Here is a 16,442-nt window from a genome sequence, read left to right as displayed (position 1 = left end):
CCATGGCAAAGGGGAATCACAAGGAAATACGCGGCAGGCCGCACAACCTGCTGGAGCACTACCAGCTGATCGACGGTGTCGTCGACGAGATGGTCGATGCGTCAGGCAATCCCCGTCCGGTCTGGAAGGACTTTATCGAGGCGCTGGAAGAACTGGGGCCTGAAAAGCTCGCCCAGCGCTTCGCTCGCGCCGACCAGTATCTGCGCGACGCCGGCGTTTATTACCGCGTCTACGACAAGGCCGGCGCCAATGAGCGCGAATGGCCGCTGGCGCATGTGCCGTTGCTGATCGAGGAGCAGGAATGGGCCGCGATCAGTGCCGGCCTAGTTCAGCGGGCCGACCTGTTCGAGGAAACCATCGCCGATATCTACGGGTCGAACCGCCTGATCGGGAAAGGAATCCTGCCGGCGGGGCTGATCGCCGCCAGCCCGGAATATTTGCGGCCCGTCGTCGGCACCAGACCGGCCAGCGGGCATTTCCTGCATTTCTGTGCCTTCGAGCTCGGCCGTGGACCGGATGGCCGCTGGTGGGTACTTGGCGACCGCACCCAGGCGCCATCGGGTGCCGGCTTCGCGCTGGAAAACCGCGTCGCCACCACGCGTGCGCTGTCCGACATCTATGGCGAGATGCATGTGCACCGCCTTGCCGGCTTCTTCCGTCGCTTTCGCGACGCGCTGAACGGCATGGCTAAGGAAACCGGCGGCCGTGTCGCCATCCTGACGCCGGGACCGCTCAACGAAACCTACTACGAACATGCCTATATCGCCCGCTATCTCGGAATCATGCTGCTCGAAGGCGAGGATCTGACCGTCTCCGGCGGCCGGTTGATGGTGCGCACGGTTTCAGGGCTGGTGCCGGTCAGCGTGCTCTGGCGGCGGCTCGACGCGGCCTTCGCCGATCCGCTGGAGTTGCGGCCGGATTCGCAGATCGGCACGCCAGGGCTGGTCGAGGCGATCCGCCGGGGAGCCGTTTCAGCCGTCAACGCGCTCGGCTCCGGGCTGATGGAAACACGGGCGCTGTTCGCCTTCCTGCCGAAGATCTCGCGCGAATTGCGCAACGAGGAGCTTCTGCTGCCGAGCGTCGCGACATGGTGGTGTGGGCGGGACGCGGACCGTGACCATGTGCTGGCTAACCTCGACCGCATGGTGATCGGTCCGGCGCTGTCGACACGGCTTGCCTTCGAGGATGACGATTGCACGAGGCTGGGCTCGGCGCTGGTTGCCGGGGAGCGGGCCGAACTGATAGCCCGGATCGAACGGGACGGCGGCGCCTTCGTCGGACAGGAAGCGGTGACGCTTTCGACCACGCCGGTCTATGTCGGCGGCTGGCTTGAGCCGCGGCCAGCAGCCCTGCGCGTCTATCTGGCGCGAACACCGGAAGGCTGGACGGTGATGCCCGGCGGTTTTGCCCGCGTCGGCTTTTCGCTCGACCCGACCGCCATCGCCATGCAGCGCGGCGGCCAGGCCGCGGATGTGTGGGTGGTCAGCGACAGACCGGTGGAACGCGAGACGCTGCTGCCGCAGGAGCATGACAGCTTCACCCCTACCATGCCAGGCAGCCTGCCCAGCCGTGCGGCGGAAAACCTGACATGGCTCGGCCGCTATATCGAACGATCGGAAGACACGGTGCGCATCCTGCGCGCCTACCACGTGCGGCTGGCCGAGGCCTCCGACCCGGATATGCCTTTGCTTGCCGATATCAGAGACCATCTCGAACCGTTCGGCATCGACGTTGCGACGGCGATCCCGCCGGGGCTGATCGGCACGCTTGACAGCGCCGTCTACAGCGCCGGGCAGATCCGCGACCGCTTCTCGCCCGACGGCTGGCTGGCGCTGAAGGATCTGTCGAAGACCATTCATCAATTCGCGACAACCGTGGCGCCGGGCGACGATGCGACACGCGCGATGACGGTCATCCTGCGCAAGCTCGCCGGATTTTCCGGCCTGCTGCATGAGAATATGTACCGCTTCACCGGCTGGCGCTTCCTGGAGATCGGCCGGCGGCTGGAACGCGGCATTCAGATCGCCCGCACGCTCGCCCGGTTGACCAGGGCCGCGGCGCCGGACGGTGCTCTCGACATGATGCTGGAGATCGGCGACAGCGTCATGACCCATCGGCGGCAGTATCCCGTGCAGGCCGGCCGGCGCACGGTGGTCGACCTTCTGGTGCTCGATCCGCTCAACCCGCGCTCCATCCTGTTTCAGCTCGAGCGGCTGAAGGCCGAAATCGCGTTGTTGCCCTCTGTCGGCAGCGAAGGGCATATGTCGCCGGCGGCGAAGGAGATCCTGCAGCTCAACACGGCAATCGCCATCAAGGAGCCCTCGGACATGACGGCGAAGGCCCTGGACGATCTCGCCACCGAGATCGGCGGCCTCTACAACAGCCTCGCCAAAGCCTATTTCGGCTAAGGACGGGTTCGGATAAAGGCGGGCATGCTCTACGACATCAGGCTCAATCTGCGTTACGATTATGATGCTGCAGCCGGCGGCGGCCGCCATCAGGTGCGCGTGCTGCCCCCGACGATATCGGGCGTGCAGCGCGTGATCGCCGCTTCGCTGTCCTTCGCGCCGGCGCCGAGCGAACGGTCGGATTTTTCCGATTTCTTTGGCAACAGCGTCACGGCGATCGCGTTTCGCGATGCCCATGAGGCGCTCGACATCAGGATGAGCGCGCGCGTCGCGGTCTCGCGGCCTGAACCCGGGCTTGACGTGTCGCCCGACATTCGCCGGCTGCGGGAGGACCTCGACGCGGTGCGATCGCTATCGCCTGATACACCGCACCACTTTCTAGCCGCCAGCGACCATGCCGGCGTTGATGCGGCGATAACGGGTTACGCGCGGAGCAGTGCCGGCAGTTCTGTCGTCGGCACTGCCATGGACCTGTGCAACCGCATTCATCGCGATTTCACCTATGACGGCGAGGCGACCACCGTTCGGACCCGAGCCAGCGATGCTTTCAGCCTGAAGCGGGGTGTCTGCCAGGACTTTTCGCATATCATGATCGCCGGCCTGCGCGGCCTGGGGATCCCTGCCGGCTATGTCAGCGGGTTCCTGCGGACCATTCCGCCGCGTGGAAAACCGCGACTGGAAGGGGCCGACGCCATGCATGCCTGGGTGAAGGTGTGGTGCGGGCGCGACACCGGATGGCAGGAATTTGATCCGACCAACGGCATGCGGGCAGGCAACGATCACATCACCGTCGGCCACGGCCGCGACTATTCGGATGTAGCGCCGATCATCGGCGTCCTGAAGACGACGGGCGGACAGGTCGGCGAGCAGGCCGTCGACGTCATTCCGGTTGTGCTGGAAAAGGCATGACGGCAAGCGAGGCCACACTCGATCTTGAACATCGGCAGAAGGCTGCTTTTCGAACGCGGATGTGGTGAGCCTGGCATCTTTGTGGAAGCCATGGCGGAACCAGCGGCCGATCCGTCGCTTATCTACGGGAAAATTCCGTGGAGAGGACATGCTGGACAAATCCGGGTCGTCGCTTGGCCGGTCGGCTAGCAGGAAGGTTGCTCCAGGGGCGCCGACAAATGGGTCGCAAGCCTCCGCCGATCGAGCCTCGCTTAGCTACATCACCGACGCCGAGCCCGGTATCCGCCGTTTCAGGGCTGGCAAGGGATTCTCCTACAAAGGGCCTGACGGGCAGGGTGTCGACGACGACACTTTGGCCCGCATCAAGGCGCTCGCCATACCGCCGGCGTGGACGGACGTGTGGATCTCGCCGGATGCCAACGGTCACATCCAGGCGACGGGCCGGGATCAACGTGGGCGTAAGCAATATCGGTATCATGCGCTCTGGGCGGAGGAGCGTGACGGCGTCAAATATTCGAGCCTGGTTGCCTTTGCAGAAAGCCTGCCTGAGCTGCGACGCCAGATCGACGCCGATCTGCGCCGCCACGGCCTGCCGCTGGAACGCGTTGTCGCCGCTGTGGTCTGGCTGCTCGACAACACGATGATCCGCGTCGGCAATGCCGCCTACGCTCGCGACAACAACAGCTTTGGCCTGACCACACTGCGCGACCGCCATGTCGACATCAATGGCTCGAGCCTGCGGTTTGCTTTCAAAGGCAAGTCCGGCAAGGAATGGAAGCTGAAGCTCGTCGATCGCCGGATCGCCAGGATCGTGCGCGGGGCGCAGGATCTGCCGGGCCAGAAGCTGTTCCAGTATCTCGACGAGGACGGAAGCAGGCGACCGATCCGCTCCGACGACGTCAACCGCTATATCAGGGGGACGGCAGGGGCCGATTTCAGCTCCAAGCATTTCCGAACATGGGGCGGCACCATCCATGCTGCGTCGCTGTTTGCGCAAACCGAACGACCCGAAAGCCAGGCACAACAGAAGCGGGCGATGAACGGCGTCATCGACAGGGTGGCCGAGCGGCTGGGCAACACGCGCGCCATCTGCCGCAGATGTTACATCCACCCGCAGGTTTTCGAAGCCTGGTCCGAAGGCCGGCTGCTCAGCGAAATGGCGGATGCGAACAAGCGGAAGCGATCGATACCCGGCCTTGATGTCGAAGAAGCCCTCGTTCTGAGATGGTTGAAGGCGCAGGAAAGCTGAACCGAACAGAGCAGCCACAAGCCTTCATTGTGCTCGCAGGACGCAATTTTTTTATCGACGTTATGTCGGGATCGGTCCTACTGTTTCGTCCTTTGACAGAGAAAAGGACGCACCAATGCTCTACGCTATCCTCTGCTATGCCTCCGAAGACGTCGTCTGCTCGTGGAGCAAGGAACAGGACGATGCCGTCATGGAAAAACTCCTGGGCGTGCAGGAAAAATACGCTCAGGCGGGCCGGCTTGGCCCGGTGGCGCGGCTGCTGCCGACAACCGCTGCGACAACGCTGAGAAAGGTCAAGGGCGAAGCGGTCGTCATCGACGGCCCGTTTGCCGAAACCAAGGAACAGTTCCTCGGCTTCTACACGCTCGAATGCGCCGATCTCGACGAGGCCGTCGACTTTGCGCGCGAACTTTCCGAGGTCAACCCGAGCGGCGGCTCCTACGAAATACGGCCGGTTTCGCTCTTCAATCCCGCCAAGGTTTCCGCATGACCGATCTCACCTGGATCAGCACGGCGATCAGCACCGCCCGCCCACAGGCGATGGGCGCGCTGCTGCGCTACTTCCGCGATCTCGATGCGGCGGAGGAAGCCTTCCAGGACGCTTGTCTGCGAGCTCTGAAGAACTGGCCGACAAACGGTCCGCCGCGCGATCCGGCAGCCTGGCTGATCTTCGTTGGCCGCAACAGCGGCATCGACGCGGTGCGCAAGCGTGCCAAGCAGGCGCCGCTGCCGGAAGAGGACCAGATCTCCGATCTGGAGGATGCCGAAACCGATATCGCCGAACGGCTGGACGGCGCGCATTACCGCGACGACATATTGCGGCTGCTGTTCATCTGCTGCCATCCCGACCTGCCGGCGACGCAGCAGATCGCCGTGGCGTTGCGCATCGTTTCAGGCCTGAGCGTCAAGCAGATCGCCCGCGCCTTTCTCGTCGGTGAAAGCGCCATGGAGCAGCGCATCACACGTGCCAAGGCGCGCATCGCCGATGCCGGCGTGCCGTTCGAGACGCCCGGTGCGGTCGAGCGCTCCGAACGGCTCGCCGCCGTCGCCGCCATGGTCTACCTGATCTTCAACGAAGGCTATTCGACCAACAGCGGCGAGGCGCCGGCCCGCGCGCCGCTCTGCGAAGAGGCAATCCGGCTGGCCCGGCTGCTGCTCAGGCTGTTCCAGACCGAGCCGGAGATCATGGGCCTGACGGCGCTCTTGCTTCTCCAGCACGCGCGTGCGCCGGCGCGTTTCGACGCGAACGGCGAAATCGTGCTGCTCGAAGACCAGGACCGCAGCCTGTGGAGCCGCAAGATGATCGACGAGGGGCTGGCGCTGGTCGACAAGGCGCTGCGCCACCAGAAGCCCGGTCCTTACCAGGTGCAGGCTGCGATCGCCGCCCTGCATGCGCGGGCGGAAAAGCCCGAGGACACGGACTGGAACGAGATCGAGCTGCTCTACAGCCTACTCGAGCAGATGCAGCCGTCGCCGGTGGTGACGCTCAATCGCGCCGTCGCGGTGGCCAAGGTACGCGGGCCGGAAGCGGCACTTGCCATGATAGAGCCGCTGGAACAAAGGCTTTCCGGCTATTTCCACTTCTTCGGCCTGAAGGGTGGCCTGTTGATGCAACTCGGTCGCGGCGAGGAGGCGCGCATCGCCTTCGACCGCGCCATCGCGCTTGCCAACACGGCAGCCGAGGCCGCCCATATCCGCATGCATATTGACCGGCTGATGAAGGAAGGCGCCGTGCGGGGAACCGCGCAGACAGCGCGCTGAACGAATCGCTGGTTCAACGGTCTGACCTTGGCTTAGACCATGCCGGGGTGGCGATTTTTCCCTGAAACGAGTAATGCCACGCCATGACAGCGCCTGATGTGCCGATCGGGCACAGGGACGGCATGGCACAAGGCTTTGGCCGACGTGCTTTTAAGTTTGTTTTATGCATGTCGTTGTCCCAAAACCGCTGCGCACTTTTGGGCGACATGCATTATGAGCGACGGGATCTGAAAGGGAAAGAAAATGACGATTGCGAAGGAAACAGCCGGGCTATTGGCGAAACTGGGCGTCACCGGGGATGCCCTTTCGGGCGGCGATCTTATCGTACGCAGCCCGGTGACGGGCGAGCAGATCGCCTCTCTCAAAACGATCTCGCCGGCCGATGCGGCAAAGGCCATCGATGCCGCCCACAGAGCCTTTCAGGCCTGGCGTCTGGTGCCGGGGCCGAAGCGCGGCGAGCTGGTGCGGCTGCTCGGCGAAGAATTGCGCGCGCACAAGGCCGAGCTTGGCCGGCTGGTGTCGATCGAAGTCGGCAAGATCCCGTCCGAAGGGCTCGGCGAAGTGCAGGAGATGATCGACATCTGCGATTTCGCCGTCGGCCTATCGCGCCAGCTCTACGGCCTGACCATCGCCACCGAGCGCCCCGGTCATCGCATGATGGAAACCTGGCATCCGCTGGGTGTGGTCGGCGTGATTTCGGCCTTCAACTTCCCGGTCGCGGTGTGGTCGTGGAATGCCGCGCTCGCGCTTGTCTGCGGCGACGCGGTGGTGTGGAAGCCGTCGGAAAAGACACCGCTGACGGCGCTCGCCTGCGAGGCGATCTTCAAGCGTGCGGCACAACGTTTCGGCGATGCTCCGGAAGGCTTGACGTCGGTGCTGATCGGCGACCGCGCCGTCGGCGAAATCCTTGTCGATCACCCGAAGGTTCCGCTGGTTTCGGCCACCGGCTCGACCCGCATGGGCAGGGATGTCGGTCCGCGGCTGGCGAAACGCTTTGCCCGCGCCGTGCTGGAGCTCGGCGGCAACAATGCCGGTATCGTCTGCCCGACCGCCGATCTCGACATGGCCTTGCGCGCTATTGCCTTCGGCGCCATGGGCACGGCCGGCCAGCGCTGCACGACGCTCAGGCGCCTGTTCGTGCATGAGAGCATCTATGATGCCTTGGTTCCGCGCCTGAAGAAGGCCTATGAAACCGTCTCGGTCGGCAATCCGCTGGAGACATCAGCGCTGGTCGGACCGTTGATCGACAAGGCGGCCTTCGACAGTATGCAGAACGCGTTGAAGGAAGCCGCCGCTCACGGTGGCAAGGTGACCGGTGGCACGCGGGTCGAGAATGGCCATCCAGACGCCTATTACGTTCGTCCGGCGCTGGTCGAGATGCCCAAGCAGGTGTCGCCGGTGACGGAAGAGACCTTCGGGCCGGTCCTCTATGTGATGAAGTACTCGGACTTCGACGCCGTGCTCGACGAGCACAATGCGGTCGGAGCGGGGCTGTCATCGTCGATCTTCACCCGCGACCTGCAGGAATCCGAGCGGTTCCTCGGTGTCGACGGTTCCGACTGCGGTATCGCCAACGTCAACATAGGCACATCGGGGGCCGAGATCGGGGGTGCCTTCGGTGGCGAGAAGGAGACCGGCGGCGGCCGCGAGTCGGGCTCTGACGCCTGGAAGGCCTATATGCGGCGCGCCACCAACACGGTGAACTATTCCAAGGCGCTGCCGCTGGCCCAGGGCGTATCCTTCGACATCGACTGAGGCTGGTGAGACCTTGTCGTGGCGGCTACGCAATAGCTGCCACGATTTATCCCGGTCGCCGTTCAGCGGCTTCCGGGAGATCCAAAACAATCTGCGAAAGCCGCATCAATGATGGCGAGCTCGGGACTTCGGCGCTCGTACGGGCCCTTGGTCGCCGCAAGATGCTTCCAAAAATCACACATGTTGACGTTAATTTAACACCATTGTATGGTCGATTCCGTTGGTCGGAATTCCCATCGGTGCTCGGCGGTTGCTTCGCCGGGCTTTCCCCGCCGTCGTCAAGCGCAATGCACCAAAATCCTATTCGCAACGCGTATCGGCAAGCACTGAGCTGAGAGGTAGCCATGTCCAGCCTGCTTGGGATCGACAGCGGCCTGACGGTGACGAAGGCGGTGATCTTCGATGCCGACGGCTCGCAATTGTCGGTGGCGCGCCGGCGGGTGGCGCAATCTATGCCGCATGCGCGCTGGGTCGAACGCGACATGGCCGGTCTCTGGCAAGCGACCAGCGAGGCGATCCGGGAAGCCGTTGCCTTGAGCGGCCGGCCGGCCAGCGACATCGAGGCAGTGGCGGCGACCGCGCACGGCGATGGCCTGTACCTGCTCGACAACGATCGCCGGCCACTGGGCCCCGGCATATTGTCGCTGGACAGCCGGGCAGGCGAAATCGTCGACAGATGGTCGCAAGGTCCGGTCTTCGCCGAGGCGCTCGCCCTGACTGGCCAGGTGCCGCACGCTTCCTCACCGTCGTCGCTGCTGGTTTGGTTGCGGGAGCACGATCCGGGACGCTTCAGCCGGATAGCGCACATACTCGCCTGCAAGGACTGGCTGCGATTTTGCCTGACCGGCACTATCGGCACCGACCTGACAGAGGCGAGCACCTCGTTCACCAATATGCGTGCGCAAAGCTATGCGCCGGAGGCGATGCGCATTTTCGGTCTTGAGACATTGTTTGAAGCTTTGCCGCCGGTGGCGCATTCGGCCGACATCGTCGGCTACGTCACAGCCGATGCAGCGGCGCTGAGCGGGCTTGCAGAAGGCACGCCGGTCGCTTGCGGCCTGCATGATGTCACGGCCTCGGCGCTTGGCATGGGTGGCCACGAGGAGGGCGTGGTCAGCATCGTCGCCGGTACCTATTCGATCAACGAAATAGTCTCCACCGAGTCGCGCGTCGACACGCGCTGGTTCTGCCGCAACGCCATCGACTTGGGGCGTTGGAACAACATGTCGATCTCGCCGGCCTCGACGGCGAATTACGACTGGTTTCTCGACACGCTCTGCCGCCCGGAACAGGACGAAGCAAAAAGCACCGGCGGCTCGATCCACGAGATGCTGGCGGCAGAGATCGACGTGGCGCTTGGCAAGCCTTCGACCATCTTGTTTCATCCCTATCTGTTCGGCTCGCCTTACGGCAATGCCGCCAGTGCCAGCTTTCTCGGCCTGCATGGCTGGCATGACCGCGGCGACATGCTGAAGGCGGTGCTGGAAGGCATCGTCTTTAACCACCGCACTCACGTCGAAGCGCTGCGCGACGGATTTGCAGTTCGTGAGGTGCGGCTCACCGGCGGCGGTTCGCGCAATCCGGCCTTCGCGCAGATGTTTGCCGACGTGCTCAACGTGCCGGTTATCGTCACGTCGACCGACGAGGCGGCGGCCTTTGGCGCAGCTCTTTGTGCCGGTGCCGCGGTTGGCCTGTTTGCCACGCCGCAACAGGGCGCGCGCGCCGTCAGCAAGACGAGCCATGAATATCTGCCCGACGTCGCGCGCAATGCGGTTTTCGAGGACCGGTTTTCTCTCTATTGCCGCATTGCCGAATCGCTCAAGCCGCAGTGGCCGGAGATCGAAAGGCTGGCGCGGCAAAGCATTGAGGGGGCTGCATGATCAAGGCCGACGAACGGCGCGAGGAAATCGCCGACTATGTGATCAAATTCGGCCAGGTGCGCATCGACGACCTGGTCGAGCATTTCGGCGTCTCGCGGATGACCATCCACCGCCATATCGACCAACTGGCGCACCAGGGCGTGCTGCGCAAGCTGCACGGCGCGGTGACGGTTCAGCCTTCCGGCCTTTATGAAAGCGCTTTCCGCTATCGGGTGACGGTCGGCAGGGGCGAGAAGGATGCGCTGGCGCATGCGGCGCTGGATTATGTAGAGGCCGGCCAGGCCGTCATGCTGGACGATTCGACGACGGCGAACGCGATCGCGCCTCTGCTGCCCGACATCAAACCACTGACCGTCATCACCAACAGCGTCGCGACTGCAGCACTGCTGACCAATGTCGACGATATCGACTTCATCTGTCTGGGCGGTCAGTACCACCGCACCTACAACGCCTATATTGGCATCGTCTGCGAGAATGCCGTGGCGCAATTGCGCGCCAATCTTCTGATTTGCTCGGCTTCGGCGATCTCAGGCACCACGGCCTTCATCCAGGACCAGCATGTGGTCCGGGTCAAGCAAGCGATGGTCGCTGCCTCGACCACGCGCATTCTTGTCGTCGACCATTCCAAGTTCGACAAGGTCGCCCTGCATGTCTTCGACGATCTGACCCGTTTCGACGCGGTGCTGACGACCGACGGTGTGAGCGATGCGCAGGCGCAAAAACTCGAACGAGCCGGCGTAAAACTGCGCATCGTCAACATGGCTCAATCATGAATGCTTCCGGCGACGCAGGCGCATCGGACCCTGTGTCGGATCCCGGCGCATCCGGTCCCGGCTCAGCCGACCCCATCGGGCGCCTCGCCTTTATGAACAAGACGGGCGACGTCGATGTCATCATTCTTGGCGCCGGCATCAACGGGGCTGGCCTGTTCCGGGATCTGTGCGCGCAAGGCGTCAGTTGCCTGATCGTCGACAAGCGCGATTTTGGCTCAGGCACAAGTGCTGCGCCATCGCGGCTGATCCATGGCGGCCTGAAATATCTCGAAACCGGCGAGTTCGGCCTGGTGGCGCAGTCGACGCTGGAGCGCAACCTGCTGTTGAAGAACGCGCCGCACTATGTCAGCCCGCTGCCGACAGTCATCCCGATCTTCTCGTGGGGCAAGGGCATGTGGGCGGCGCTGCGCACGCTACTGGGCTCGGCCAGCGCGCCGCGCAGCCGCGGCGCCATCCTCATCAAGATCGGCCTGACGATCTACGATTTTTATGGGTCGCGGCATCGTGTCATGCCGCGCCACCGGCTGGTCGGACGACGGCGGGCGCTGAGCGAGATGCCGGCACTGACCAGGTCGATCGTCGCCACCGGCACCTATTACGACGCCAAGATCAGCCATCCCGAAAGGCTGGTACTCGAACTGATCACCGACGGACTGGCAGCAAATGCCCTCGCCGCGGCCGCCAACTACACGACGTTGGTTTCGTCGTCCAATGGCGTGCTGACTTTCCAGTCAAAAGGCGGGGGCCAGTCAAAGGGCGGGGGCCAGTCAAAAGGCGGGGGCAGGTCCGAGGATGGCGGCACATTTTCGGTGCGGCCGAAACTGGTCGTCAATGCCGCCGGCCCGTGGATCGACGATGTCAACGCCTTGCTCGGCGCGCCGTCGAAAATGATCGGCGGCACCAAGGGCTCGCATATCCTGTTGAAGCATGACGAACTGGTGCGAAGCCTCGCGGGCCGCATGCTCTACTTCGAAGCCGATGATGGCCGCATTTGCCTTGTCTACGACTATCTCGGCCTTGCGCTTGTCGGCTCGACCGACATCCAGGCCGACAATCCCGACACGGTGCGCTGTGAGCCGCAAGAGATCGACTATCTGCTCGAGAGCGTGCGTGCACTGATGCCGGCCTTGACCTTTGGACGCGATCAGATCGTCTATGCCTATAGCGGCATCAGGCCGTTGCCCGCATCCGACGCCTCAGTCCCCGGCTTGATCAGCCGGGATCATTCGGCACCGGTCGTCGAGCCGGAAGGTTCGCGTCCGTTTGCGATTATCTCGTTGGTTGGCGGCAAGTGGACGACGTTCCGGGGCTTTGCCGAGGAGGTTGCCGACACGGTGCTCGACCGGCTGGGATGCGGCCGCAAGGTCACCACGCGATCGATGCCGATCGGCGGCGGCAAGGGTTTTCCAACCGAGCCTGCGGCGCGGGCCGCCTGGCTAGCCGATGCCAAATCGGCTTCGGGCGCCGACGAACGCCGCCTCGACCAGCTTCTGTCGCGGTACGGAACCAAGGCGTTGCCGATCGCCCGCCACCGAAGCCCATGGGATAATGAAGATCGCCTCCTGGGGGCGAGCGGCTATGGCACGTCCGAAATCGACTACATCGTTCGTAATGAGTTCGTCGAGCATCTGGCCGATATCGTCATGCGGCGCACGACGCTGGCCATTGGCGGTTCCCTGACTATGAGCGATTTGAAGCAGATCGCCGCCATTGCCGGCCGCGCGCGCAACTGGGACCCGCAGCGGATATCCGACGAACTCGATGCCGCTGTCGCGCAGCTCAGCGACAGAAATCTGGTGCGATTGTGATGGCGCCCGGATTTGGGACGAACACCTCTCGGGTATGCGCTGTTTTCAAAAAATACCACACGAAAATAGCATATTAAGCTTTGTTGATAGGTGCGCATTCTCCGGCAATGCCGGAGAACGGGCAAAATATCACATATCTTGACGTGAATTTAACACTAACGTATGGTCGGTTTTGTGTCTGAGACCTAGCTGTTCCGAAAGCTTCGGCTCGTGAGGAATTTCTTGCTTCCGGCAGTCGGCTGACTACCAGCGCATGCAATCGCAGGCACACGATCGTGCAGCCGAACACCGGCTGTTGGTTCTCGGCCCGTCAACGGCTACGCGACAAGGATATTCTCAATGGCGCCGGTTGCACGCTGATCTTTCTGAGGGGCCGATTGACAAACGACGCAAACGCATGAAAAATTTTTCAGCTTAAGATAATAATATCATCTCGGGAGGAGATGGAATGAAATCCAGCAGCGCTGCCAATCATGGCCTGATCGGCGTCATGCCACAGGTCGTCGCGCCATGAGCTCGCAGCCTGCCACCACAATCAATCGGCGAGTGGCACCGGGCATTCGTCGCATGGTCGCCGCGGCCGCGATCCTGATTGTGCTCGGCGCGATGGTTCTCGACACCAAAGTCGTTATAATTGGTTCGCCCGAGGACGCGCGGAAGGCTGCGTTTTCCCCCGAAGAATACGGAAAGTCCGAGTTTCCGAAGGTTCAATCCGCCGTGGAGCAGCGCGCGGTGAGCGCCGCTACCCTCGCGTCGGCCATCGCCAAGGACAAGGCGGCGGCCGAGAAACAATATGGCGTGCCGGCCAATGTCGGTACCGAATTCTCGGTCAAATTCACCGGCGTGGTCGGTGAGGGAAAGTCCGGCATCTACGCCGTCAAGGTCGACGATGTTCCCAGCAATTTGGTCATTCGGGTGCAGACCGGGCCGGCGATCAACGGAACTGACCTGCGCGATGCCACGGGCACGATCACCTTCGGACAATTCACCAACCAGATCGAGTATCAGAACGCGGGATCAGCCCTGAACAACGAGATGAAGAAGCAGGTGCTGTCGGCCATCGACAACACCAAGCTCACCGGCAAGACAATCTCGGTTGTCGGCGTCTTCAAGTTGATCAATCCCAAGGGCTGGCTCGTCACGCCCGTGAAGCTGAGCGTTCAATGAATGCGGCCCCTCAATTCGAGCCGGCGGCAGGGGACACCGTGCTCGCGGCGCGCGACATCGTGAAATCCTACGGCGGGACGCATGCTCTCAAGGGCGTCAATTTCGACATCCGCCGTGGCGAAGTCACCACGCTGTTCGGAGAGAATGGCGCCGGCAAGTCGACGCTGATGAAGATCCTCTCCGGTGTCGAGACGCCGACATCGGGGAGGATCGAGCTCGACGGCCGTCCTGTCGCTTTTTCGTCCACCGTCGACGCGCGCGACCGCGGCATCTCGATCATCCATCAGGAGTTGAGCCTCGCGCCCAATCTGAGCGTGCGCGACAATATTTTCATGGGCCGCGAGCTGCGTGGCGCGACTGGCGTCGACTTCGCGGAAGAGGCTCGTCAGGCGCGAATGCTGATGGCCGATCTCGAGGAAGACATTGATCCGATGACCCTAGTGCAGGATCTGCGCCTGGGTCAGCAGCAGATTGTCGAGATCGCCCGCGCTCTCTCGGTGGATTCGCGTATCCTGATCATGGACGAGCCTACCTCCGCATTGAGCGCGACCGAGGTCGAGGTGCTGTTCAGGGTGATCCGCGACCTGACCGCCCGCGGCGTCTCGATCGTCTACATCTCCCATCACCTCGAGGAGGCGCTGCAGATCACCGACCACGCGGTGGTGCTGCGGGACGGAACGATCACGGCCACGGCCAAAGCGAAGAACATCGATCTCGAATGGATCGTCCGCAACATGGTGGGCGAGAACTTCGACCTGGGATCGCCGCCCGCCGGCTACGCCTTCGGCGAGGTCGCCTTGTCGATCGAGGGTGTGAGCATCGCCGATGGCTCGGGTTCGGATCGCCTGGTCGTCGACCGGCTGTCGCTCGATGTCCGCGCCGGCGAGATCGTCTGCATTTACGGGCTGATGGGGGCCGGGCGCACGGAATTGCTGGAGTGCGTCGCCGGACGCCTGCCGGTGACGGGCGGCCGGGTCTTGCTGAAGGGCGACGATATCTCCGGCCTCAGCATTGCCGAGCGCATATCAAGGGGGTTGGTGCTGGTGCCCGAGGACCGCCAACGCGACGGTCTGGTCCAGACGATGTCCGTGGGGACCAACCTGTCGCTGGCCAGCATTGGCGCCTTCGTCACGCGGCTGTTCTTGTCCCGGTCACGGGAGCGCTCGCTGGTCGAGGGCGCCATCCGCGATGTGCGCGTCAAGACCGCGGGCGGAAATGCGCCCATCGGATCACTGTCCGGCGGCAATCAACAGAAGGTCGTCATCGGCAAGATGCTGACGACCAATCCCAAGGTCATGCTCTTGGACGAGCCCAGCCGCGGCATCGACGTCGGTGCCAAGGCGGAGGTGTTCCGGCTGCTCGGGGAGCGGGCCGCCCAGGGCCTCGCGGTCGTGTTCTCGACCTCGGAAGTCGCCGAGTGCCTTGGTATCGCGCACCGCATCATCGTTATGCGCCGCGGCAGGATTTCGGCCGAGTTCGGCGCCGGCGTCACGAAAGAGCAGATCATGGCCGCCTCGGGCGAGGCCGTGGTTGCCTCGTCATGAAGAATACAGGAGCCAGACCGTGACCAATGCCAGCCCAGATCGTAGCCGCACCGGCCCAAGGACGTCGAGCGGTGGCTTCAGCCTGGCCAAGCTGTTGCTGGAGGGTCGGGCGTTCCTTGCGCTGGTCGTGATCATCTTCGTCTTCTCGATGCTGTCGCCCTATTACTTCTCATTGGGCAATTTCCTTACCATGGCCTCGCATGTTGCCATCTTTGGCATCCTGGCGGTCGGCATGCTGCTGGTCATCCTCAATGGCGGCATCGACCTGTCGGTGGGCTCGACGCTTGGGCTGTCGGGGGTCGTCGCCGGATTCCTGATGCAGGGAGTGCAGTTGCAAACGCTCGGCGTCGTGCTGTTCCCTCCCGTTTGGGTGGTTGTGGTGCTGATCTGCGTGCTGGGCGCACTGGTCGGTCTGGTCAACGGCGTCCTTATCGCCTGGTTGAAGGTGCCGGCCTTCGTTGCCACGCTAGGAATGCTCTATGTGGTGCGCGGTGCCGCGCTGCTGATGACAAACGGCCTCACGTATAATGATCTCGGCGGCAAGCCGGAACTGGGAAATACCGGCTTCGACTGGCTGGGCTTCAACCGCCTGTTCGGTATCCCTATCGGCGTGCTGGTCATGGTGGTCATCGCGATCATCGGCAGCATCATCCTCAATCGCACGGCCTTCGGCCGGTGGCTCTATGCGTCCGGCGGCAACGAGCGCGCCGCGGAACTGTCCGGCGTGCCGGTGAAAAAAGTGCAGGTGTTGGTGTATATGCTGTCCGGCATCTGCGCCTCGGTGGCCGGCCTCATCCTGTCCTCGGAATTGACCTCGGCAGGGCCGACCGCCGGCAACTCGTACGAACTGACCGCCATTGCCGCCGTCGTCATCGGCGGCGCGGCACTCACCGGTGGTCGAGGCAGTATCCGCGGCACGCTGGTCGGGGCCTTCGTCATCGGCTTCCTCTCCGATGGCCTCGTGATCATCGGCGTGTCCGCCTATTGGCAAACAGTGTTCACCGGCGCGGTTATCGTGCTGGCGGTGCTGCTCAACGCCATTCAGTATCGCCGTCGCGTAAAGCTCCCGAGCTCGACCGGCGGCCCTTCGACTTCTCCGCAACAAGCCGGCAAGGCCCGAACGGCCGATCCCGCTCACGAGAAGACTGCCGGTTGACCGGTACCATCGCTAACCAAGGAGGAAATTTC

General features: G+C 63.2%; 12 protein-coding genes. All 12 read left to right on the top strand.

Translation table 11 applies throughout. The features are described from left to right. Positions 1-2: 2 nt before the first annotated feature. The 12 genes from NKH36_RS29185 to NKH36_RS29130 all read left to right on the top strand — a co-directional run bounded on the left by NKH36_RS29185 (position 3) and on the right by NKH36_RS29130 (position 16,410). Positions 3-2,408 (top strand): circularly permuted type 2 ATP-grasp protein, encoded by a 2,406-nt coding sequence (locus NKH36_RS29185; protein ID WP_352964405.1) that lies wholly within the window; start codon positions 3-5, stop codon positions 2,406-2,408. A gap of 24 nt (positions 2,409-2,432) precedes the next feature. Next, positions 2,433-3,317, top strand: coding sequence for a transglutaminase family protein (locus NKH36_RS29180; protein WP_352964404.1), 885 nt, complete (start codon positions 2,433-2,435; stop codon positions 3,315-3,317). A 148-nt stretch (positions 3,318-3,465) separates the two neighbouring features. After that, positions 3,466-4,566, top strand: coding sequence for a DNA topoisomerase IB (locus NKH36_RS29175; protein WP_352964403.1), 1,101 nt, complete (start codon positions 3,466-3,468; stop codon positions 4,564-4,566). Between the two features lie 115 nt (positions 4,567-4,681). Continuing rightward, positions 4,682-5,056, top strand: a complete 375-nt coding sequence (locus tag NKH36_RS29170) for a YciI family protein (RefSeq protein WP_095484111.1) — start codon at positions 4,682-4,684, stop codon at positions 5,054-5,056. Further along, positions 5,053-6,327, top strand: coding sequence for an RNA polymerase sigma factor (locus NKH36_RS29165; RefSeq protein ID WP_352964401.1), 1,275 nt, complete (start codon positions 5,053-5,055; stop codon positions 6,325-6,327). Before NKH36_RS29170 ends, NKH36_RS29165 begins: the two co-directional genes overlap by 4 nt. Positions 6,328-6,570: 243 nt before the next feature. Further along, positions 6,571-8,082, top strand: coding sequence for an L-piperidine-6-carboxylate dehydrogenase (amaB, locus tag NKH36_RS29160; protein ID WP_352964400.1), 1,512 nt, complete (start codon positions 6,571-6,573; stop codon positions 8,080-8,082). A 344-nt stretch (positions 8,083-8,426) separates the two neighbouring features. After that, a complete protein-coding gene (locus NKH36_RS29155) occupies positions 8,427-9,962 on the top strand; it encodes an FGGY-family carbohydrate kinase (protein WP_352964398.1) in 1,536 nt (511 codons plus the stop codon). Beyond that, a complete protein-coding gene (locus NKH36_RS29150; protein WP_352964396.1) occupies positions 9,959-10,735 on the top strand; it encodes a DeoR/GlpR family DNA-binding transcription regulator in 777 nt (258 codons plus the stop codon). The genes NKH36_RS29155 and NKH36_RS29150 overlap by 4 nt, the downstream gene beginning before the upstream one ends. 92 nt (positions 10,736-10,827) lie before the next feature. After that, positions 10,828-12,543: a glycerol-3-phosphate dehydrogenase/oxidase gene (locus tag NKH36_RS29145; RefSeq protein WP_352964393.1), complete on the top strand. Its 1,716-nt coding sequence runs from the start codon at positions 10,828-10,830 to the stop codon at positions 12,541-12,543. A 510-nt stretch (positions 12,544-13,053) separates the two neighbouring features. Beyond that, positions 13,054-13,710 carry a DUF2291 family protein gene (locus NKH36_RS29140; protein ID WP_352964391.1) on the top strand — a complete coding sequence of 219 codons (657 nt, stop codon included), beginning with the start codon at positions 13,054-13,056 and terminating at the stop codon, positions 13,708-13,710. Further along, complete coding sequence (locus NKH36_RS29135; RefSeq protein WP_352964388.1) at positions 13,707-15,254, top strand: sugar ABC transporter ATP-binding protein; 1,548 nt, start codon at positions 13,707-13,709, stop codon at positions 15,252-15,254. Before NKH36_RS29140 ends, NKH36_RS29135 begins: the two co-directional genes overlap by 4 nt. Before the next feature lie 19 nt (positions 15,255-15,273). Then, positions 15,274-16,410 (top strand): ABC transporter permease, encoded by a 1,137-nt coding sequence (locus NKH36_RS29130; protein ID WP_352964386.1) that lies wholly within the window; start codon positions 15,274-15,276, stop codon positions 16,408-16,410. Positions 16,411-16,442: the final 32 nt, after the last annotated feature.

The sequence above is a fragment of the Mesorhizobium sp. M1312 genome (assembly GCF_040318115.1).
Lineage (GTDB): Bacteria > Pseudomonadota > Alphaproteobacteria > Rhizobiales > Rhizobiaceae > Mesorhizobium.
Note: the sequence above shows the minus strand (reverse complement) of the source record. Positions and strands in the feature narration are given on the sequence as shown.

Coding starts and splice junctions, on each gene's coding strand:
- NKH36_RS29185 (WP_352964405.1), top strand. CDS start 3: ATGGCAAAGGGGAATCACAAGGAAATACGCGGCAGGCCGCACAACCTG.
- NKH36_RS29180 (WP_352964404.1), top strand. CDS start 2,433: ATGCTCTACGACATCAGGCTCAATCTGCGTTACGATTATGATGCTGCA.
- NKH36_RS29175 (WP_352964403.1), top strand. CDS start 3,466: ATGCTGGACAAATCCGGGTCGTCGCTTGGCCGGTCGGCTAGCAGGAAG.
- NKH36_RS29170 (WP_095484111.1), top strand. CDS start 4,682: ATGCTCTACGCTATCCTCTGCTATGCCTCCGAAGACGTCGTCTGCTCG.
- NKH36_RS29165 (WP_352964401.1), top strand. CDS start 5,053: ATGACCGATCTCACCTGGATCAGCACGGCGATCAGCACCGCCCGCCCA.
- amaB (WP_352964400.1), top strand. CDS start 6,571: ATGACGATTGCGAAGGAAACAGCCGGGCTATTGGCGAAACTGGGCGTC.
- NKH36_RS29155 (WP_352964398.1), top strand. CDS start 8,427: ATGTCCAGCCTGCTTGGGATCGACAGCGGCCTGACGGTGACGAAGGCG.
- NKH36_RS29150 (WP_352964396.1), top strand. CDS start 9,959: ATGATCAAGGCCGACGAACGGCGCGAGGAAATCGCCGACTATGTGATC.
- NKH36_RS29145 (WP_352964393.1), top strand. CDS start 10,828: ATGAACAAGACGGGCGACGTCGATGTCATCATTCTTGGCGCCGGCATC.
- NKH36_RS29140 (WP_352964391.1), top strand. CDS start 13,054: ATGAGCTCGCAGCCTGCCACCACAATCAATCGGCGAGTGGCACCGGGC.
- NKH36_RS29135 (WP_352964388.1), top strand. CDS start 13,707: ATGAATGCGGCCCCTCAATTCGAGCCGGCGGCAGGGGACACCGTGCTC.